Genomic DNA, 17937 nt, shown 5'->3' with positions numbered 1-17937 from the left:
TCTCACTCAGCCACCGCGGCGGCGCCGAGGTGGTCGCGGATGTGCCGAGTCGCCTTGGCGAACTCCGGCTCCGACATGGTCTTGCCGTAGTCACGCTCCACCGGCAGGTTCACCTCGATCACCCCGGCGACGGTGCCCGGCCGCGCCGTGATCATCACGACGCGGTCGGCCAGGTACACCGCCTCGGCGATCGAGTGGGTCACCAGCAGCACGGTGGTCTTGGTCTCCTGCCAGATCCGGCGCAGCTCGACGTTCATCTGCTCGCGGGTGAGCGCGTCGAGCGCGCCGAAGGGCTCGTCCATGAGCAGCACGGGCGGGCGGTGCAGCAGCGCGCGGCACAGGGCGACGCGCTGCTGCATGCCCCCGGACAGCTCGTGCGGGTAGGCGTCCTCGAAACCGGTGAGCCCCGTCATCTCGATGAGCTCGTCGGCCCTCGCCCTGGCCTCCTTCGCGGGCATGCCGCGCATCTCGGCCTGCAGGAGGATGTTCTTGCGTGCCGTGCGCCATTCCAGCAGCGCCGCCTTCTGGAAGACGTACCCGACGTCCTTGCGCGGGCCGCTGACGCTCTCCCCCAGCAGCTTGACGCTGCCGGAGGAGGGCGCCAGCAGGCCCGACGACAGCTTCAGCAGCGTGGACTTGCCGCAGCCGGACGGCCCCACGATCGCGACGAACTCACCGGGGTCCACCCGCATCGTCACGTCGCGCAGGGCGGTGACGTCCCGCTTCTTGGTGCGAAACCGCACCGCGACGTCCTCGATCTCGACCGCGTAGCCAGTCATCTGCCTCAACTCATTCCTTCGGTGCGAGCTCACTGACCCAGTAGGCGCTGGGCTCTTCGGCACTGGAGATCACGCCGGCGTCGGCGAAGATCCGGATGGTCTTCTTCCAGTCCTCCTCGTTGTTCACACCGGGCGCCTGGCCCTCCGTGGCGTCGGTGTGCAGCAGCTCCAGCGTCGAGGCGAGCTGCTCGGCGAGCACCTGCTTCGACGGCAGCTGCTCCGAGGAGCCCTGCATGGCGTCGACGGCGGCCTGCTGGTCCTGCTGCACCGCGGTCCACGCCTCGCTCGTCGCGGCGACCATCCGCTGGGCGAGGTCGCCCCGGTCGTCGATGACCTCCTGTGAGGCGATGAGGCCGTTGGAGTAGAAGTTGAGCCCGTTCTCGGCGAAGCGGAGGTAGGAGACCTCCTTGCCCGCCTTCTCCTGCATCGTCGGACCCTGGTCGGTGGCGTAGCCGAGCAGCGCGTCGGTCTGGCCCGACATGACGGCCGCCATCTTGCCCGCCGCGTCGGTGTTCTGGATCCGCACGTCGCCCTCGGCGAGCCCGTTGGCCTGGAGGAACGCGGGGAAGGTCTTGGTCAGCGCGTCACCCGCGGTGCTCGCGATGGTCTTGCCCTTGAGGTCGGCGGGCGAGGAGATGTTCTGCTCGCTGAAGAACTGCACCGACGACGGCGTGGTCTGCAGGAACACGCCGATGCTCTTGACGTCGAGGCCCTGCGACACGCCCGCGAGCAGGGCCGGCGTGTCGGCCCAGCCGAAGTCGGTCTGCCCGGCCGCGGCGGCCTGCACGGTCTTCTGCGAGCCCTGGCCCGCCCTGATCTCCAGATCGATCCCGTGCTCCTCGTAGATCCCCTGGGCCTTGCCGTAGTAGAACGGCGCGTGCTCGCCGTAGGGGTACCAGTTGAGGGTCAGCGTGACCTTGTCGAGCGTCTCGCCCTGGGCGTTGGTGGTGGTCTCCGGCTCGGAGCCGCCACAGCCCGCGGTGAGCAGCAGCACGGCCGCGACACTGACGGCGCTCTTCACGAGTGCGGGTAGTTTCATGGGTTTCCTTTGTCTCGCAAGGGATCTCACAGCGTTGTGGTGACGCCTTCGGTGCGCCTGCTCGCGTGCCACGGGAGCACGAGGTGCTCGAGCCACTCCACGAGCACGAACAGCAGGACACCGAGCAGCGACATGATCAGCAGCCCCGCGAAGAGCACCGGGGTGTCGAGGTTTCCGTTGGCCTGCAGGATGACGAAGCCCAGCCCGGCGTCGGCGCCGACGAACTCGCCGACCACGGCGCCGGTGACGGCCATGGTCGCGGCGACCTTCAGCCCGGAGAACAGGTGCGGCAGCGACGCCGGGAACCGGATCTTCCAGAACGTCTGCCCCGGCTTGGCGCCCATCGTGGCCGAGAGCTGCAGCATCTCGGGGTCGACGGACTTGAGCCCGGTGACCATCGAGATCACCACCGGGAAGAACGCCATGAGCACCGCGACCACGATCTTGGGACCGATCCCGAAGCCGAGCCACACGACGAACAGCGGCGCGATGGCGATCTTCGGGATGACCTGCGCGAAGAGCAGCAGCGGGTACAGCGTCTTCTCGACGGTCGCCGACTGCACCATCACCACGGCCGCGAAGACACCGACGGCCGCGGCGATGACGAAGCCGAGCAGCGTCTCGTAGGTCGTGGCCCAGGTGTGTTCCCAGAAGTAGTCGGGGCGGCTGGCGATCGCGTCGAACGTGTCGCCCGGCGAGGGCACCAGGTAGGGCTCGATCAGCTCCGCCGCCGTCACCGCCCACCACGCGAGGAACAGCACCACGAGCAGGGCGATCGGCCGCCAGGCACGCTCGGTGAAGCCCACGAGACGTTGCGCGATCCCTGGTCGCGCCCGCTCGGAGACTCCTGACGAGGACGATGAACCTGGTGGCCCTGCGGGCTCGGTGCGTGCCGACTGACTGTGCGTGACCATGACCCTCCGTTCGCCGGCGAACGTGTCGGAAAGCACCTGATCGAGACCGGGACCCGAGTCTCTGAATGCGCTTTCTGAATGCGCTTTCAGGTAGAGTATGCAGACCGGGAAACTCGGTCAAGCTTTCTTTAACCGGGAGTTGCGCATGGACGCTCACCCACACGTCACGCTCGAGGACGTCGCCCGCGCCGCGGAGGTGTCGCTGGCCACCGCGTCCAGAGCGCTGAACGGCACCACCAAGGTCCGCACGGACCTGCGCGAGCGGGTGCTCGCCGCCGCCGAGAAGCTCGCCTACACGCCCAACGCGCATGCGCAGGCCCTGGCCGGGGCGTCGCACCGCACCGTGGGCGTCATCTGCCACGACGTCAGCGACCCCTACTTCGCGGCCATCGCGCGGGGCGTCATGCGGGTGGCCGGCGACAACGGGTTGCTCGTGATGCTCGCCAGCACCTTCCGCGACCCGCAGAAGGAGATCGCCTACATCTCCATGCTGCGCGCCCAGCGCGCCTCGGCGATCCTGCTCGTCGGCTCGGGGTTCGAGGACAAGGCGTGGGAGCGTGCGCTCGCCGCCGAGATCGACCCCTACCGGCGCGGCGGCGGCCAGGTCGCCGTGGTGAGCCGTCACCGCAGCCTGCGCGTCGACAGCGTCCAGCCGGAGAACAGGGAGGGCGCGGCCGCGCTCGCGAAGACCCTGCTCGACCTCGGTCACCGGCGGTTCGCGGTGCTCACCGGCCCGCGCGCGCTCACCACCGTGGTCGACCGCCTCGCCGGGTTCCGCGAGACGCTGGCCGAGGCCGGCGTCGAGCTGCCCGAGTCCGCCGTGGTGGAGGGCGCCTTCACCCGCGACGGCGGCCACGCCGCGATGTCGGAGCTGCTCGAAAGGGGGCTCGACGCGACGTGCGTGTTCGCCGTGACCGACGTGATGGCGATCGGCGCGCTCACGGCGCTGCGCGAGTCCGGCCGCTCCGTTCCCGACGACGTGTCGCTCGCCGGATTCGACGACATCCCCGTCGTGCGCGACCTCTCCCCACCGCTCACCACGGTCTCGCTGCCACTGGAGGAACTCGGCGAGCGAGCGATGGAGCTGGCGTTCCGGGGCAACCGGGGCACCCGCAGCCGCGTGCTGCGCCTGCCCGGCGAGGTCGTGGTCAGAGCCAGTACCAGAAAGGTGTGAGCAGATGCGAGACCTGACGATCGACCGGATCGAGACGTTCGCCGTGCCCCTGCCGACGCTGCGGTCGTTCGGAGTCTCCGGAGGCTCCGTCGCCGTCGCGGGCTCCCCGAGCATCCGCGTGCTGGTGAAGGTGAGTGCGGGCGGCGTGCCCGGCTGGGGCGAGGCCACGCCGATTCCCGCGTGGACGTACGAGACGACGGAGTCGATCGTCACCACGATCGACCGCTACCTCGCCCCCGCGGTGCTGGGCAGGCCCTGCTGGGACCTCGACGGCGTGACGACCGCGTTCGACCGCGCCATCAACCGCGGGTTCACGATCGGCTCGCCGCTGGCGAAGGCCGCGGTCGACATGGCGCTGCACGACCTGCTCGGCCGCGCGCTCGGCGTCCCGGTGAGCACACTGTGGGGCAGGCGGCGGCGCGACCGCATCACGCTGGGCTGGATGGTGTCGGGGCAGACGGCGAACGAGGTCGCCGACTGCGTCGCCGAGGGCAGGGAGCTCGGGTACGACGCGTTCAAGGTCAAGATCGGCCTGCACGGCGAGCGGGAGGACCTGGCCGTGGTGCGGGCCGTGCGGGAGGCCGCGCCGAAGGCCCCGCTGTGGGTCGACGCCAACCAGGGCTTCACCGTCGACGCCGCGCTGCGGCTCTCGCGCGAGCTGGACGCGCTCGGCGTCACCGCGTTCGAACAACCATTGCCCGCCAACGACATCGCGGGCCTGCGCAGGCTGCGCGCCGACTCCCCCGTGCCCGTCGCGCTCGACGAGAGCCTGCGGCACCCGGCCGACCTCGCGACGTTCGTGAAGCTCGACGCCGTGGACGTCGCGATCGCCAAGGTGCAGCGCAGCGGCGGCCTCACGTTGTCGCTGCGGCTGTGCCAGCTGGCCGAGGACTGTGGTGTGCGGCTCATGGGCTCGGGGCTCACCGACTCCGACCTCGGGCTCGCGGCGTCGCTGCACCTGTTCGCCGCGTTCGGCATCGACACGCCGGTCGACCTGAACGGCAGGCAGTTCGTCGACTCCGTCTACGCCTCGGGCGTCGAGGTGAAGGGCGGCGTCGCCGAGGTTCCGACGGGCCCCGGGCTCGGCGTCGAGGTGGACGAGTCCGTGGTGCGCGAGCTCGCCGTCGATCCGCTGGCGTAGCCCTCGTCCTTGTCCGGATCAGGGGCGGTGTCCTATGGTGTCTGAAAACGCTTTCTTGCAAGCGCTTTCAGCAGAGACGGAGTTGTCATGACGGGGTTGCTGCTACCCACCAGGGACGGCACGCTCGAAAGCTGGTCGCCGTCCGGCCGCACGGTTCCGGAGGCTCAGGCCGAACAGCCACGCTCGCGCATCGCATACGCCGCAGCCCACGTCGTGGCCGACCCGCTCGCCCCCGGCGATCCCGCCCGCTCGGTGGTGCTCGACTGGGACAGCACGCTCGCGTTCCGCCACCACCTGTGGTCGTGCGGGCTCGGGGTCGCCGAGGCGATGGACACCGCGCAGCGCGGCATGGGGCTCGACTGGGCCGCGACGCAGGAGCTGATCCGCCGCACCGGGGCCGCGGCCCGCGAGTCGGGAGGCCGTTGGTGCGCGGGCGTCGGCACCGACCAGCTCCCACCCGGACCCTCCACTGTGGACAAGATCGTGGCCGCGTGGCGCGAGCAGCTCGACCTCGTGAGCGGCGAGGGCGCGATGCCGGTGATCATGGCCAGCCGCGCGCTCGCCGCCGTCGCGTCGGGTCCCGCCGACTACCGCTCCGCGTACGGCAAGCTGCTGTCCGGAGCCGAGGGCACGGTGCTGCTGCACTGGCTCGGCGAGATGTTCGACCCCGCGCTGGCGGGCTACTGGGGGCACTCCGACGTCCGGGCCGCCGCGGCGGAACTGGCCTCGCTGTGCGCCGAGCACGCCGGCGTGATCGCGGGCGTCAAGGTCTCCGTGCTGGACGCCGACGTGGAGACCGAGTTCCGCCGCGCGCTGCCCGAGGGCGTCGCCTGCTACACCGGCGACGACTTCAACTACCCGGACCTCATCGCGGGCGACGAGCAGGGTCACAGCGAGGCGCTGCTCGGCATCTTCGACCCGATCGCCCCGGTCGCGGGCGCGGCACTCACCCGGCTCGATGCGGACGACCGGGCGGGTTTTCACGAGCTGATCGGCCCGACCGTGGCCCTCTCGCGGGAGATCTTCCGCGCGCCGACCCAGCACTACAAGGTCGGCGTGGTGCTCCTGGCCTGGCTGAACGGCCACCAGCCCCATTTCCGCATGGTCGGTGGCCTGGAGTCGGCGCGCTCGATCGTGCACCTGGCCGACGTGCTGCGGCTGGCCGACCAGGCCGGGGTGCTGACCGATCCGGAACGGGCGGTCGCGCGGATGCGCGCGCTGCTGAGCGTGGCGGGGGTGGAGTGATGGAGCGGCTGAGCCTGAACCAGATCACGACGAAGCGCTGGTCGCTGCCCGAGGCGATCGCGGGCTGCGCCGAGAACGGCGTCGGCTGGATCGCGCCGTGGCGCGACAAGGTCGCCGAGATCGGCGTCGAGGAGGCGGCAAGGCTGCTCAAGAAGCACGGCGTGCGGGTTTCCTCACTGTGCCGCGGTGGGTTTCTCACCGGCGTCACCCCGGAGGGGTCCAGAGTGGACGGCGTCGCAGACACGCGCGAGGCGATCGACGAGGCCGCCGCGCTGGGCACCGACGTGCTCGTGCTCGTGGTCGGCGGGATCGCGGACAACGACCTCGCGGGCTCCCGGCAGCGGGTGGCCGACGGGCTGGGCGAGCTCGCTCCGTACGCGATGGAGCGCGGCGTGCGCCTCGGATTGGAGCCGCTGCACCCGATGCAGTGCGCCGAGCGGTCGGTGCTCTCCACCCTGGACCAGGCGCTGGCGCTCGCCGAGGAGCACCCCGCCGAGGCCGTCGGCGTGGTCGTGGACGAGTTCCACGTCTGGTGGGACCCCCGCGTCGAGGAGTCCATCGCGAAGGCGGCGGGCCGCATCCTCGGCTTCCACGTGTGCGACCAGCTGGTGCCGCTCACCGACACGTTCCTCGGCAGGGCACTGCCGGGCGACGGCCCGATCGACCACCGCAGGCTCCGCGCGTGTGTGGAGGCGGCGGGCTACCTCGGGCCGATCGAGGTGGAGGTGTTCAACGCCGAGCTGTGGCGGCAGCCCGGTGACCAGGTACTTCGCCAGGTGATCGCGTCGTACGCCGAGCACGTGGACTGAGGTTTTCACCGGCCGGTTGAGTTTTTGTGAGTTCGGAGGTTTAGGGCTGCAGCCTTTCGGGTAGTAACATGGTTACGTTCTGCCTCGGGAGGCCACGATGGCCCAGGAAGACACACTCGACCGCCTGTTGCGGGCTTGGCGCGAGGACATCGACAGCGAGCCCTTCCCGGTGATCAGCGATGTCGTGCTGCCGAGGCAGATACGTCGCAGGCTGCGGGATGACACCGATCACACTTCGCGCCCGCCCGACCGGCACGAGCCCGGCCGGACCTCGGCAAGCTCCTGACCTGCACCGCAAGGCAACCTCGACCTAGGTGTAACTCGGGTACTGTGGCGGCTGTGACGACGAAGCTTGCCGACCACCTCAGCATCGGACAGGTCTCGGAGCGCAGCGGCGTGCCCCACACGGCGCTGCGCTTCTACGAGGACCGGGGGCTGATCTTCTCGGAGCGCTCCGCCGGCAACCAGCGCCGGTACCCGCGCGCCGTGCTGCGTCGCATCGCGTTCATCCGCGCGGCGCAGCGGGTGGGCCTGAGCCTGGAAGAGATCGGGCAGGCACTCGCCTCGCTGCCGAAGGACCACGCGCCGACCAAGGCCGACTGGGCGCGGCTGTCCCGCAACTGGAAGGACGAGCTCGACGCGCGCATCGACGCGCTGCAGCGCCTGCGCGACCAGCTCACCGGCTGCGTCGGCTGCGGCTGCCTGTCACTGCGCACGTGCGGTCTGCACAACGTCGACGACCGGCTCGCCCGGTTCGGCCCCGGCGCTCCCCTGCTCAAACCGGCCGCGGAAGGCGGTATTTGAGTTGCGGGCGCGCTGACCGGCGTGGGCCAATGGTGCCCGACATGACGAACAGTGATCTTGTGCGCGTGTCCAAGCGACTCGCGCTGCATCTGCGCCATGCGCCCGAACGCATCGGCATCGAGCTGGAAGAAGGCGGCTGGGTCGGCGTTGACGCGCTGCTCGCCGCGCTCGGCAGGCACGGACTTCCGCTCACCCGCGCCGAGCTCGCCGAGGTGGTGGAGCGCAACGATAAACGCCGGTTCGCGTTCGACGACTCCGGCACCCGGATCCGCGCCAGCCAGGGACACAGCGTCGCGGTCGAGCTCGACCTGCCCGTGTCCATCCCTCCGGCGGCCCTCTTCCACGGCTCCCGCTTCCTGCCCGCGATCCTGAGGGAGGGGCTGCGGCCGATGCGCCGCCACGACGTACACCTGTCGGCGACCCGCTCCACCGCGATGACGGTCGGCGCCCGCCGCGGCGAACCGGTACTCCTGCGGGTCGACGCCGCGGCGATGGCGGCGGAGGGCCACGAGTTCCGCGTGAGCGCCAACGGCGTGTGGCTCACCCGCCACGTCCCGCCCGGCTATCTCACCCGGCTGCAGTGAAGGCCACCTTCACTGCGTTGAACGCAGGCAAGGTGGCCTTCACTGCGGTCGGGCAGTACTAGGCCAGCCAGGCCACGGCGCCGCCGATCGCCAGCAGGGCGGCGGCGCCGAGGGCCGCGGCGAGGCCACGGGAGCCGTTCTTCCACGTGCTCCACACGCCGCCCGCCAGGAAACCGGCGACGGCCAGCAACAGCAGAGCCACCCACGAGCCCGACATCTACAGCACACCCTTCGTGGAGGGGATCCCGCCCGCCCTCGGGTCGGGTTCCGTCGCGGCCCGCAGCGCCCTCGCCACGGCCTTGTACTGCGCCTCGGCGATGTGGTGCGGGTCGCGGCCGTACTCGACGCGCACGTGCAGCGCGATCTGTGCGTGGAAGGACAGCGAGTCGAAAACGTGCCGCGTGAGCACGAACGGGTAGTTGCCGCCGATCGTGAACGTGTTGAACTGCTCCGGCTCGCCGACGTGCACGCAGTACGGGCGGCCGGAGACGTCGATCGCGGCGTGCGCGAGCGTCTCGTCCATCGGGATCCAGCAGTCGCCGAAGCGCCGGATGCCCTTCTTGTCGCCCAGTGCCTCGCGCAGCGCCTGCCCGAGCACGATCGCGGTGTCCTCGACGGTGTGGTGAGCGTCGATGTGCACGTCGCCCTCGGCCTGTACCCGCAGGTCCAGCGAGCCGTGCACGCCGAAGGAGTGCAGCATGTGGTCGTAGAACGGGACCCCGGTCGCCACCTCGACCTGCCCGGTACCGTCGAGGTCGAGCTCGACGCGGATCGACGACTCCTTCGTGGTGCGCTCGATCTTGCCTACCCGGCTCACCTCGGGACCTCCTTGCTCGCCCGCAGAAAGGCGTCGTTCTCCTCGGGGGTGCCGATGGTGACCCGCAGGTGGCCTTCGATGCCCACGTCGCGAATCAGCACTCCGTTGTCTACATAGGACTTCCAGCTCGCCGGCGCGTCGGTGAAGCGACCGAAGAGGATGAAGTTGGCGTCGCTCGGCACCGGCGCGAAACCCTGCCCCCGCAACGCTTCCGCGACGCGGTCGCGCTCGGCGGCCAGCTTCGCCACCGACGCGAGCGTCTGGTCGGCGTGGGCCAGCGCGGCCCGCGCTGCGGCCTGCGTGAGCACCGACAGGTGGTAGGGCAGGCGCACGAGCTGCAGCGCGTCCACCACGGCGGGCGCGGCGGCGAGGTAGCCCAGGCGGCCGCCCGCGAAGGCGAACGCCTTGCTCATCGTGCGCGAGACGATGAGCTTCGCGGGGTAGGCGTCAAGCAGGTTCACCGCGCTCGGCTGCGAGGAGAACTCGGCGTACGCCTCGTCCACCACCACGATCCCCGGCGCGGCCCGCAGCACCGCCTCGAGGTCCTCGATCGGGATCGAGCCACCGGTCGGGTTGTTCGGGCTCGTCAGGAACACCACGTCGGGCGCGCGCTCGGCCACGATCTCCGCGGCCCGCACCGTGTCAAGGGTGAAGTCGGCCCTGCGCGGCGCGGGCACCCAGTCGGTGCGCGTGCCCGCGGCGATGATCGGGTGCATCGAGTACGACGGCTCGAAGCCCAGCGCGCTCCGGCCCGGCCCGCCGAACGCCTGCAGGATCTGCTGGAGGATCTCGTTGGACCCGTTGGCGGCCCACAGGTTCCGTTCCGTGAGCGGAACCCGCGTCGACACCGACAGGTACGCCGAGAGGTCCTCCCGCAGGCGCACCGCGTCGCGGTCGGGGTAACGGTGCAGCTCCGCCGCCACCGCGCGGACCGCCTCGGTGACGTCGGCGACCAGCTCGGGCGGCGGCGGGTACGGGTTCTCGTTGGTGTTGAGCCGAACCGGGACGTCCAGCTGCGGCGCGCCGTACGGGCTGCGGCCGCGCAGGTCCTCGCGCAGCGGCAGCTGCTCCAGCGTCACGTCGTCGGAAGGGCGGCTCACGCGGCGCCCTCCGGGAACCGCGCCGTCACGGCCTCGCCGTGCGCGGGCAGGTCCTCGGCGTTGGCGAGCGCCACGACCTTGCCCGCCACCTCGCGCAGCGCGTCCGCGCTGTAGTCGATCACGTGGATGCCCTTCAGGAAGCTCTGCACGGACAGGCCCGAGGAGTGGCGGGCGAAACCGCCGGTCGGCAGCACGTGGTTGGAGCCCGCGCAGTAGTCCCCGAGCGACACCGGCGCGTAGGGGCCGACGAAGATCGCGCCCGCGTTGCGCACCCGCGCGGCGACGCCCGCGGCGTCCGCGGTCTGGATCTCGAGGTGCTCGGCGGCGTAGGCGTCAACCACGGCGAGCCCGTCGTCCACAGTGGAGACCAGCACGGTGCCGGACTGCTTGCCTCGCAACGCCTCCCCCACCCGTTCGCTGTGCTTGGTGCCCGCGACGCGCCGGGCGAGCTCGGCGTCGACCGCGTCGGCCAGCTCCGGCGAGGTCGTCACGAGCACGCTCGCCGCGAGGGTGTCGTGCTCGGCCTGGCTGATGAGGTCGGCGGCCACGTGCACCGGGTCGGCGGTCTCGTCGGCGAGGATCGCGATCTCGGTGGGGCCCGCCTCGGAGTCGATGCCGATGATGCCGCGCAGCATGCGCTTGGCGGCGGTGAGGTAGATGTTGCCAGGCCCGGTGACCATGTCGACGGGGTCGAGCGCGGTGCCGTCGGTGTCGGTGCCGCCGTAGGCCAGCAGCGCGACGGCCTGCGCACCGCCGACCGCCCACACCTCGTCGACGTCCAGCAGCGCTGCCGCGGCGAGGATCGTCGGGTGCGGCAGCCCGCCGAACTCCGCCTGCGGCGGGGAGCACAGCACGAGCGAGCCGACGCCCGCCGCCTGCGCGGGCACCACGTTCATCACGACGCTCGACGGGTACACGGCGAGCCCGCCGGGCGCGTACAGCCCGACGCGGCCGACCGGCACCCAGCGCTCGGTGACCGTGCCGCCCTCGGCGACCCGGGTGGTGACGTCCTCCCGCCGCTGGTCGGCGTGCACGACGCGGGCCCTGGCGATGGACTCCTCCACGGCCTCGCGCACCGCCGGGTCCAGCTCGCCGAGCGCACGTCGCAGCTCGGCCGCGGGGACCCGGACCGAGGTGGGGAGTACCTTGTCGAACCGCTCGGTGTACTCCTGCGCGGCTTCGACGCCACGGTCGCGGACCGCCTCGACCACCGGACGCACCTGATGCACCGCCGCGTCCACGTCCACCTCGGCGCGCGGGAGCACCGCGCGCAGCTGTCCGGGTGCGGGGACGCGACCTCGCAGGTCGGTGCGGTTCAACATGCCCTCAAGGGTACGAGGTGAGCGTGACCACCCAGCTCACGGCCCTGATGGCTGGCATACTGCCGAAACGACGAGACGTGCGAGGAGGTTGCCGTGCTCCGGATCGCCCTGTGCCAGCTCACGTCGAGCGCCGACCCCGCGGAGAACCTGACGCTCATCCGCGACTGGACGGCCAAGGCAGCGGGCGAGGGTGCCCGCGTGGTGGTGTTCCCCGAGGCGGCGATGGCACGGTTCGGGGTCAAGCTCGCCCCGCTGGCCGAGCCAGTGGACGGGCCGTGGGCGAGCGCGGTCGGCGAGATCGCGCGCGAGCACGACGTGCTGGTGGTCGCGGGGATGTTCACCCCGGACGGCGAGCGGGTGCGCAACACGCTGCTCATCACCGGCCTCGGCGAGCACCGCGGCTACGACAAGATCCACCTCTACGACGCGTTCGGCTTCCGCGAGTCCGACACGGTCGCGGGCGGCTCCGAGGTCGTCACGGTGGACGTCGACGGTGTCACGCTGGGTGTCGCGACGTGCTACGACGTGCGGTTCCCCGAGCTGTTCCAGGCGCTCGCGAAGGCCGGGGCGAGCGCGGTGCTGCTGCCGACGTCGTGGGGCGCGGGCGAGGGCAAGCGCGACCAGTGGGAGGTCCTCGTCAGGGCGCGTGCGCTCGACTCGGGCAACTGGGTGCTGGGCTGCGGGCAGGCGGACCCGAAGGCGGCGGGCGTGGAGGTGAACCCGAAGGCGCCGACCGGCATCGGGTTCTCGACGGTCGCCGACCCGTTCGGCCGGGTGCACGCCCAGCTCGGTGCCGCGCCGGAGCTGCTCGTCACCGACATCGACCCCTCGGTCGCCGCCAAGTCGCGCACGGCGACCGGCGTGCTGGCGAACCGCCGGCTCAGCTAGCCCCTTCCGCAGTGAGCACCTTCCGCAGTGAGCCCCCTCTGCAGTGAAGGCCACCTTCACTGCGGTCGGGTCTCGTCGCCGGCGGCCTGCGCGATGAGCAGTGGTGGGCGACGATCGAGGCCGAAACAGCGGAGTTGCTCCGTAGCGGCGACCTTCCCCGCCTCGCCGGGCTCGGCGACCCCGAGCCCGGCACGTTCGGCCTCAGCGGGCTGGACGAGGCGTTCGAGCTGGCACTCCGTCACTACCTGGACGGACTCGCCGTCGCGGCCGGGTCTAGTGCCGGGGCTCGCCCGGTGAGGTGAGGCCCTCCTCGATCGCCAGCCGGGTGAGCTCGGGCCTGCGCCGCCGACCGGTCTTGTCGCGGATCCGGTCGAGGTAGGACCGCACGGTGCGGACGCTGATGTCCATCGCGTCGGCGATGTCCTGGTCGCGCTCGCCCGCGGCGACGAGCGCGAGCACCTGCCGCTCCCGCTCGGACAGCTCCGAGCGGGCACCGGCCTGCCGCTGGGCGTCGAGCACGAAGGAGGCGAGGGCCGGGGAGACGTACGAGCCGCCCGCACCGATCTGGCGCACGGCGTCGAGGATCTCCTCGCCCTCGGCCTCCTTGGTGAGGTAGCCGCGCGCACCGGCCGAGATGGCGCCGAGCACCTCGGTCTGGCCGGCGTGGGCGGAGATCACGAGCACGTGGTAGCCCATCGCCACCACCTGCCGCACCGCGGCGGCGTCGGCGAGACCGCGCAGCTTGAGGTCCAGCACCACCACGGTGCCCGGTGGCTGCTCGTGTGCCGCGAAGTGCCCGACCGACTCGGCCACGGCGCCCAGCTCCACGTCGTCGGCCTCGTACAGCACCCGCGCCAGCGCCTCCCGGTACAGCGGGTGATCCTCGATCACGCCGACCACGACGGGTTCCGCCATGTGCCTCACCCCCACCCTCGCGCGCCGAGCAGGGTATCGGACCCCGTGCGCTGCCAACAGGAAGTCGCGCGGACCGCCGCACTCGTTAACGACGGCCGCGCGCTCTACTTCAAGTCCATCCCGAGATCGAGCGCCTGCGCCGAATGGGTGAGGGCACCGACCGCGAGGTAGTCCACACCGGACTCGGCATACGCCCGTGCGTTCTCCAGCCGCAGCCCGCCGGAGGACTCGAGCCGCGTCTTCGGCGACGTCTCGTCCCGCAGGCGCGCCGCCCGCGCGCAGTCCTCGGGCGTGAAGTTGTCGAGCAGCACCTCGTCGGCGCCCGCGTCGAGGGCCTCGGCGAGCTGGGTGAGGTCGTCCACCTCCACCTCGCACGCCAGCCCCGCCGCGTGCTCGCGGGCCAGCCGCAGTGCGCGGGCGACGGACCCCGCTGCCACCACGTGGTTGTCCTTGATCAGCACGGCGTCGCCGAGGCCCAGACGGTGGTTCACGCCACCGCCGCAGCGCACGGCGTACTTCTCCAGCAGCCGCAGGCCCGGCAACGTCTTGCGGGAGTCGCGGATGGCGCAGCCCGTGCCCTCCACCGCCGACACCCACGCCGCGGTGGCCGTCGCGATGCCGGAGAGGTGACAGAGCAGGTTGAGCGCCGTGCGCTCGGCGGTGAGCAGTCCGCGCACGGGCCCCCGCACCACGAGCGCGGGCTCCCCCGCGACGAGGCGGCTGCCGTCCTCGCGCGTGGCGAGCACGTCGTAGCCGTCGCCGAGCACGGCATCGAACACCGCGAGCGCGGCGGGAACCCCGGCGAGCACACCGGGCACGCGCGGGGTCAGCTCCGCGGTGGCGACGGCCGTGTCGGGCACGGTCGCCGCCGTGGTCGCGTCGGGGCCGTAGCGCAGGTCCTCCTCCAGCGCGGTGGCGACTACGCGCCGCAGGTCGTCAAGGTCGGGCCGCGTCACGCCGCTCCCTCCAGTACCGGGTCCGCCAGCACGGGCTGGCCGGACGCGCTGAGCCTGATCAGCTGGCTACGCCGCCACGTCACGTCGTCACGCTCGGGGGTGTCGGTCCGCACGTGGCAGCCACGCGACTCGGTGCGCCGCGCCGCGGCTGCCAGCAACGCCTGCGCGAGCATCGTGAGCGCCGCGCCCTCCACCGCCTCGTGGGTCCACAGCGGACAGTCCACGGTCGACAGGTCGAGCACGGAGCCCGCCGCGGCGAGACCGTCGGCGTCGCGCCCGATCCCCGCGTAGCGGCTCATCACGCGCTGCAGCGCGTCGCGCTCGGCCACCGGCACGCACGTGGCCTCGGGAAGGAGCCCGTGGCGCGGCCTGGCGAGCACGCCCGCCGCGAGGTCGGCGGCCACGGCCTCGGCCGCCCGCTCCCCCACGACGAGCCCTTCGAGCAGGCTGTTGGACGCGAGCCGGTTGGCGCCGTGCAGTCCGGTGCGGGCCACCTCGCCCGCCGCGTACAGCCCGGTGACGCCGGTGCGGCCGTCGGTTCCGGTGACCACGCCGCCGCACGCGAAGTGCGCGGCGGGGGTCACCGGGATCGGTTCACGCAGCGGGTCGGTGCCCGCGGCGAGGCACGCCGCGTGGACGGTCGGGAACCGCCGCGCGAAGCCGGAGATGCCCGTGGCGTCGAGGAAGACGTGGTCGTCGATCCCGCCGGGCGCCTGCGCCATCCGGCGCGTGATCGCCGCCGAGACGACGTCGCGGGGTGCGAGGTCGCCCAGCGGGTGCACGCCCGTCATCACGCGCTCGCCCGCGCCGTCGAGCAGCACCGCCCCCTCGCCGCGCACCGCCTCGGTGACCAGCGGGCAGCGGCCCCGCGCGCCGGGCGTGTAGAGCACGGTGGGGTGGAACTGCACGAACTCGATGTCGGCGACGAGCGCACCGGCCCGCAGCGCGAGCGCGAGGCCGTCGCCGGTCGCGATCTCCGGGTTGGACGTGGCCTGGTAGAGCTGGCCGAAGCCGCCCGTGGCCAGCAGCACCGCGGGCGCGCGCAGCACGCCGGGCACGCCTGCCGGGTCGAGCACCGTCACCCCGGCCACCGCACCGGCGGGGGTGCGCAGCGCGTCGACCGCGAGGTGCCGCTCCAGCACGGGGATCCCGTGCTCACCGGCCGCGGCGACGAGCGCGCGCTCCACCTCGGCGCCGGTCGCGTCGCCCCCGGCGTGGATCACGCGGAACGCGCTGTGGCCGCCCTCTCTGGTGCGGGCCAGCCCGGAGGCACCGGCGTCGAACTCGGCGCCCCTGCCCCGCAACCGGGCGACCGCGGCGGGGCCCGCTCCGATGATCGTGCCGACGGCGTCGTCGTCGCACAGCCCCGCGCCCGCGGTGACCGTGTCGGCCGCGTGCGCGGCCACCGTGTCGCCCTCGTCCCGCTCGCCGTCGAGGACCACCGCGACGCCGCCCTGCGCCCAGCGGGTGTTCCCGTCGGCGACGGCCCCCTTGGTGACCACCAGCACGCGCAGCCCGAGCTCCCTGGCGCGCAGCGCCGCGGTCAGGCCGGCCACGCCGCTGCCGAGCACCACCAGGTCGGCGGCCGCCTCCCATTGGGGGTTCTGTCCGGTTTTCGCTTCCGCGTCGATAACCGGGTCGCTCATTCCCCGCCGCCCGGCTTGCCGATCTCGATCATCCGCTGGACCGAGGCGCTCGCCCTGGCGGCGGTCTCCGGGTCGACGTGCACCTCGTCGGCGCCCTCGCGCAGCGAACGCAGGAGCGCGGCGGGGGTGATCATCTTCATGAAGCGGCACGACGCTCGGTCGTTCACCGCACGGAAGTCGATCTCGGGAGCGGCCTTGCGCAGCTGGTGCAGCATGCCGACCTCGGTGGCGACGAGCACCGACGACGCACTGGTCTCGCGCGCGGCGTGCAGCATGTCACCGGTGGAGAGGATCTTCACCCGCTCCGGCGCCACGGCACCCTCGCCCGCGAGGTAGAGCGCCGAGGTGGCGCAGCCGCACTCGGGGTGGATGAACAGGTCGGCCTCCGGCGACGCCGCGGCGCGCTCGGCCAGCTCGGGACCGTTGATGCCGGCGTGCACGTGGCACTCACCGGCCCAGATGTGCAGGTTCTCGCGCCCCGTCACGCGCTTGACGTGCGCGCCGAGGAACTGGTCAGGACAGAACAGCACCTCGCGGTCCTCGGGAATCGAGGCGACCACGTCCACCGCGTTGGACGACGTGCAGCAGATGTCCGTCTCGGCCTTGACCTCGGCGGTGGTGTTCACGTACGAGACCACGACGGCGCCGGGGTGCTCCGCCTTCCACGCGCGCAGCTGCTCGCCGGTGATCGAGTCGGCGAGCGAGCAGCCCGCCCTCGCGTCCGGGATCAGCACCGTCTTCTCCGGGGCCAGGATCTTCGCGGTCTCCGCCATGAAGTGCACGCCGCAGAAGACGATGGTCGAGGCGTCGCTGGCCGCCGCGATCCGGCTCAGCGCGAGGGAGTCCCCCGTGTGGTCCGCGATCTCCTGGATCTCCGGGAGCTGGTAGTTGTGCGCGAGGAGCACCGCATCGCGCTCCCTCGCGAGCCTGCGCACCTCGTCGACCCAGGCCGCATCGGCCTCCACACCCCCGTAGGGAACGAACGCCTCCGCCTGAACCGTCATGTCGATCCTCCGGTTGCCTGCCGTAGTTTTCGCCTTATAATCGAAAACCGTGCGGTCTCATATTAACAGCAACAGCCCACTGGCACACGAGGTTCTTGCGGCCGTATTGCAAGTGCGTTACGACACACTGCAGGTGCTGCTCTGGCGGCGCGCGCTCGATCCGCACGTCGGGCGCTGGTCGCTGCCCGGCGGCAGGCTCCGCCCCGACGAGGATGTCGAGACCTCCATCCGCCGCCAGCTCGCCGAGAAGGTCGACATCCAGCAGCTGACCCACGTCGAGCAGCTGGCCGTGTTCAGCGACCCGTACCGCGTGCCGGGACCGCGCGTGGTCGCCACGGCGTTCCTCGGCCTCGTGCCGTGGGACGTCGACCCCGAGGTGCCGGAGGACACCGCGTGGCACCCGGTGGACTCACTGCCGCGCACCGCCTTCGACCACGAGGCGATCGTGCTGCGGGCCCGCGACCGGCTGCGGGCCAAGCTGAGCTACACCAACCTCGGGTTCGCACTGGCCCCCAGGGAGTTCACGATCTCCGCGCTGAGCGGGCTGTACTCGGCCGCGCTCGGCTACCGCGTGTCGGCGACCAACCTCCAGCGCGTGCTGTCCCGGCGCGGGCTGCTGGTTCCGACCGGTTGCACGGCACCGTCGGGCAAGGCGGGCGGAAGGCCCGCGGCGCTGTACTCGTTCGCGCACGGCGACATGCAGGTCACCGACCCGTTCGCGGTCTTCAAACCGCCGTCTCCCAAGCCGGACAAGCGTTCTCGGACGCGCGCGGCCCGCTCCGACGCCGTAACGTGAACGC

At 72.0% G+C, this 17937-nt stretch carries 21 protein-coding genes; 10 read left to right on the top strand and 11 right to left on the bottom strand.

The annotated features are described in order from the left end of the window. Positions 1-2: 2 nt before the first annotated feature. The 3 genes from BA062_RS30370 to BA062_RS30360 are packed head-to-tail and all read right to left on the bottom strand — an operon-like array spanning position 3 to position 2732. Positions 3-779, bottom strand: a complete 777-nt coding sequence (locus BA062_RS30370; RefSeq protein ID WP_110342496.1) for an ABC transporter ATP-binding protein — start codon at positions 777-779, stop codon at positions 3-5. Between the two features lie 10 nt (positions 780-789). Next, positions 790-1818 (bottom strand): ABC transporter substrate-binding protein, encoded by a 1029-nt coding sequence (locus BA062_RS30365; RefSeq protein ID WP_110342495.1) that lies wholly within the window; start codon positions 1816-1818, stop codon positions 790-792. A 26-nt stretch (positions 1819-1844) separates the two neighbouring features. After that, positions 1845-2732, bottom strand: coding sequence for an ABC transporter permease (locus BA062_RS30360; protein ID WP_110342658.1), 888 nt, complete (start codon positions 2730-2732; stop codon positions 1845-1847). A gap of 145 nt (positions 2733-2877) precedes the next feature. Between BA062_RS30360 and BA062_RS30355 the strand changes: the two genes are divergently transcribed. From BA062_RS30355 to BA062_RS30325, 7 genes are all read left to right on the top strand, one after another. Next, positions 2878-3906, top strand: a complete 1029-nt coding sequence (locus BA062_RS30355; protein ID WP_110342494.1) for a LacI family DNA-binding transcriptional regulator — start codon at positions 2878-2880, stop codon at positions 3904-3906. Positions 3907-3910: 4 nt separating this feature from the next. After that, entirely contained in the window at positions 3911-5047 is a 1137-nt protein-coding gene (locus BA062_RS30350; protein ID WP_110342493.1) for a mandelate racemase/muconate lactonizing enzyme family protein, read from the top strand. A gap of 87 nt (positions 5048-5134) precedes the next feature. After that, on the top strand, positions 5135-6292 hold the full coding sequence (locus BA062_RS30345; RefSeq protein WP_110342492.1) for a dihydrodipicolinate synthase family protein: 1158 nt from the start codon (positions 5135-5137) through the stop codon (positions 6290-6292). Beyond that, a complete protein-coding gene (locus BA062_RS30340; RefSeq protein ID WP_168214132.1) occupies positions 6292-7101 on the top strand; it encodes a sugar phosphate isomerase/epimerase family protein in 810 nt (269 codons plus the stop codon). Before BA062_RS30345 ends, BA062_RS30340 begins: the two co-directional genes overlap by 1 nt. A 97-nt stretch (positions 7102-7198) precedes the next feature. Further along, positions 7199-7387 carry a hypothetical protein gene (locus BA062_RS30335; protein WP_110342490.1) on the top strand — a complete coding sequence of 63 codons (189 nt, stop codon included), beginning with the start codon at positions 7199-7201 and terminating at the stop codon, positions 7385-7387. A gap of 53 nt (positions 7388-7440) precedes the next feature. Further along, positions 7441-7905, top strand: a complete 465-nt coding sequence (gene soxR, locus BA062_RS30330) for a redox-sensitive transcriptional activator SoxR (RefSeq protein WP_110342489.1) — start codon at positions 7441-7443, stop codon at positions 7903-7905. 41 nt (positions 7906-7946) lie between these two features. Then, positions 7947-8489 carry an RNA 2'-phosphotransferase gene (locus BA062_RS30325; protein ID WP_110342488.1) on the top strand — a complete coding sequence of 181 codons (543 nt, stop codon included), beginning with the start codon at positions 7947-7949 and terminating at the stop codon, positions 8487-8489. 58 nt (positions 8490-8547) lie between these two features. On the opposite strand, the gene BA062_RS40005 is transcribed toward BA062_RS30325, so the two are convergent. The 4 genes from BA062_RS40005 to hisD are packed head-to-tail and all read right to left on the bottom strand — an operon-like array spanning position 8548 to position 11728. After that, a complete protein-coding gene (locus tag BA062_RS40005) occupies positions 8548-8706 on the bottom strand; it encodes a hypothetical protein (protein ID WP_168214131.1) in 159 nt (52 codons plus the stop codon). Beyond that, the gene (gene hisB / locus BA062_RS30320) at positions 8707-9306 is read right to left on the bottom strand and encodes an imidazoleglycerol-phosphate dehydratase HisB (protein WP_110342487.1); all 600 of its coding nucleotides are present in this window, start codon (positions 9304-9306) and stop codon (positions 8707-8709) included. Continuing rightward, on the bottom strand, positions 9303-10406 hold the full coding sequence (locus BA062_RS30315; protein WP_110342486.1) for a histidinol-phosphate transaminase: 1104 nt from the start codon (positions 10404-10406) through the stop codon (positions 9303-9305). Before BA062_RS30315 ends, hisB begins: the two co-directional genes overlap by 4 nt. Beyond that, positions 10403-11728: a histidinol dehydrogenase gene (gene hisD, locus BA062_RS30310; RefSeq protein WP_110342485.1), complete on the bottom strand. Its 1326-nt coding sequence runs from the start codon at positions 11726-11728 to the stop codon at positions 10403-10405. Before hisD ends, BA062_RS30315 begins: the two co-directional genes overlap by 4 nt. 93 nt (positions 11729-11821) lie before the next feature. On the opposite strand from hisD, the gene BA062_RS30305 reads away from it, so the two are divergent. Together BA062_RS30305 and BA062_RS41450 are read left to right on the top strand one after the other, a co-directional pair. Then, positions 11822-12616 carry a carbon-nitrogen hydrolase family protein gene (locus BA062_RS30305; RefSeq protein ID WP_110342484.1) on the top strand — a complete coding sequence of 265 codons (795 nt, stop codon included), beginning with the start codon at positions 11822-11824 and terminating at the stop codon, positions 12614-12616. 134 nt (positions 12617-12750) lie between these two features. After that, complete coding sequence (locus tag BA062_RS41450) at positions 12751-12918, top strand: hypothetical protein (protein ID WP_425452972.1); 168 nt, start codon at positions 12751-12753, stop codon at positions 12916-12918. On the opposite strand, the gene BA062_RS30295 is transcribed toward BA062_RS41450, so the two are convergent. The 4 genes from BA062_RS30295 to nadA form a co-directional block, all read right to left on the bottom strand. Beyond that, positions 12890-13531: a LuxR C-terminal-related transcriptional regulator gene (locus BA062_RS30295; RefSeq protein WP_110342482.1), complete on the bottom strand. Its 642-nt coding sequence runs from the start codon at positions 13529-13531 to the stop codon at positions 12890-12892. The genes BA062_RS41450 and BA062_RS30295 overlap by 29 nt on opposite strands. A gap of 104 nt (positions 13532-13635) precedes the next feature. Further along, a complete protein-coding gene (gene nadC / locus BA062_RS30290) occupies positions 13636-14487 on the bottom strand; it encodes a carboxylating nicotinate-nucleotide diphosphorylase (protein ID WP_110342481.1) in 852 nt (283 codons plus the stop codon). Further along, on the bottom strand, positions 14484-16133 hold the full coding sequence (locus tag BA062_RS30285) for an L-aspartate oxidase (RefSeq protein ID WP_110342480.1): 1650 nt from the start codon (positions 16131-16133) through the stop codon (positions 14484-14486). The genes nadC and BA062_RS30285 overlap by 4 nt, the downstream gene beginning before the upstream one ends. Continuing rightward, complete coding sequence (nadA, locus tag BA062_RS30280) at positions 16130-17137, bottom strand: quinolinate synthase NadA (RefSeq protein WP_110342479.1); 1008 nt, start codon at positions 17135-17137, stop codon at positions 16130-16132. The genes BA062_RS30285 and nadA overlap by 4 nt, the downstream gene beginning before the upstream one ends. 112 nt (positions 17138-17249) lie before the next feature. On the opposite strand from nadA, the gene BA062_RS30275 reads away from it, so the two are divergent. Continuing rightward, positions 17250-17933: an NUDIX hydrolase gene (locus tag BA062_RS30275; RefSeq protein ID WP_110342478.1), complete on the top strand. Its 684-nt coding sequence runs from the start codon at positions 17250-17252 to the stop codon at positions 17931-17933. Positions 17934-17937: the final 4 nt, after the last annotated feature.

Origin of the sequence: Prauserella flavalba (genome assembly GCF_003202235.1) — a bacterium.
GTDB lineage: Bacteria > Actinomycetota > Actinomycetes > Mycobacteriales > Pseudonocardiaceae > Prauserella_A > Prauserella_A flavalba.
This window is presented reverse-complemented; position numbering and strand designations above follow the sequence as displayed.

What these genes read in the sequence shown, in the direction of transcription:
- BA062_RS30350 (WP_110342493.1), top strand. Translation starts at nt 3,911, where the DNA reads ATGCGAGACCTGACGATCGACCGGATCGAGACGTTCGCCGTGCCCCTG.
- BA062_RS30360 (WP_110342658.1), bottom strand. Translation starts at nt 2,732, where the DNA reads ATGGTCACGCACAGTCAGTCGGCACGCACCGAGCCCGCAGGGCCACCA.
- BA062_RS30335 (WP_110342490.1), top strand. Translation starts at nt 7,199, where the DNA reads ATGGCCCAGGAAGACACACTCGACCGCCTGTTGCGGGCTTGGCGCGAG.
- BA062_RS30340 (WP_168214132.1), top strand. Translation starts at nt 6,292, where the DNA reads ATGGAGCGGCTGAGCCTGAACCAGATCACGACGAAGCGCTGGTCGCTG.
- BA062_RS30345 (WP_110342492.1), top strand. Translation starts at nt 5,135, where the DNA reads ATGACGGGGTTGCTGCTACCCACCAGGGACGGCACGCTCGAAAGCTGG.
- BA062_RS30285 (WP_110342480.1), bottom strand. Translation starts at nt 16,133, where the DNA reads ATGAGCGACCCGGTTATCGACGCGGAAGCGAAAACCGGACAGAACCCC.
- nadA (WP_110342479.1), bottom strand. Translation starts at nt 17,137, where the DNA reads ATGACGGTTCAGGCGGAGGCGTTCGTTCCCTACGGGGGTGTGGAGGCC.
- BA062_RS30370 (WP_110342496.1), bottom strand. Translation starts at nt 779, where the DNA reads ATGACTGGCTACGCGGTCGAGATCGAGGACGTCGCGGTGCGGTTTCGC.
- BA062_RS30355 (WP_110342494.1), top strand. Translation starts at nt 2,878, where the DNA reads ATGGACGCTCACCCACACGTCACGCTCGAGGACGTCGCCCGCGCCGCG.
- BA062_RS40005 (WP_168214131.1), bottom strand. Translation starts at nt 8,706, where the DNA reads ATGTCGGGCTCGTGGGTGGCTCTGCTGTTGCTGGCCGTCGCCGGTTTC.
- BA062_RS30365 (WP_110342495.1), bottom strand. Translation starts at nt 1,818, where the DNA reads ATGAAACTACCCGCACTCGTGAAGAGCGCCGTCAGTGTCGCGGCCGTG.
- hisD (WP_110342485.1), bottom strand. Translation starts at nt 11,728, where the DNA reads ATGTTGAACCGCACCGACCTGCGAGGTCGCGTCCCCGCACCCGGACAG.
- BA062_RS30295 (WP_110342482.1), bottom strand. Translation starts at nt 13,531, where the DNA reads ATGGCGGAACCCGTCGTGGTCGGCGTGATCGAGGATCACCCGCTGTAC.
- BA062_RS30325 (WP_110342488.1), top strand. Translation starts at nt 7,947, where the DNA reads ATGACGAACAGTGATCTTGTGCGCGTGTCCAAGCGACTCGCGCTGCAT.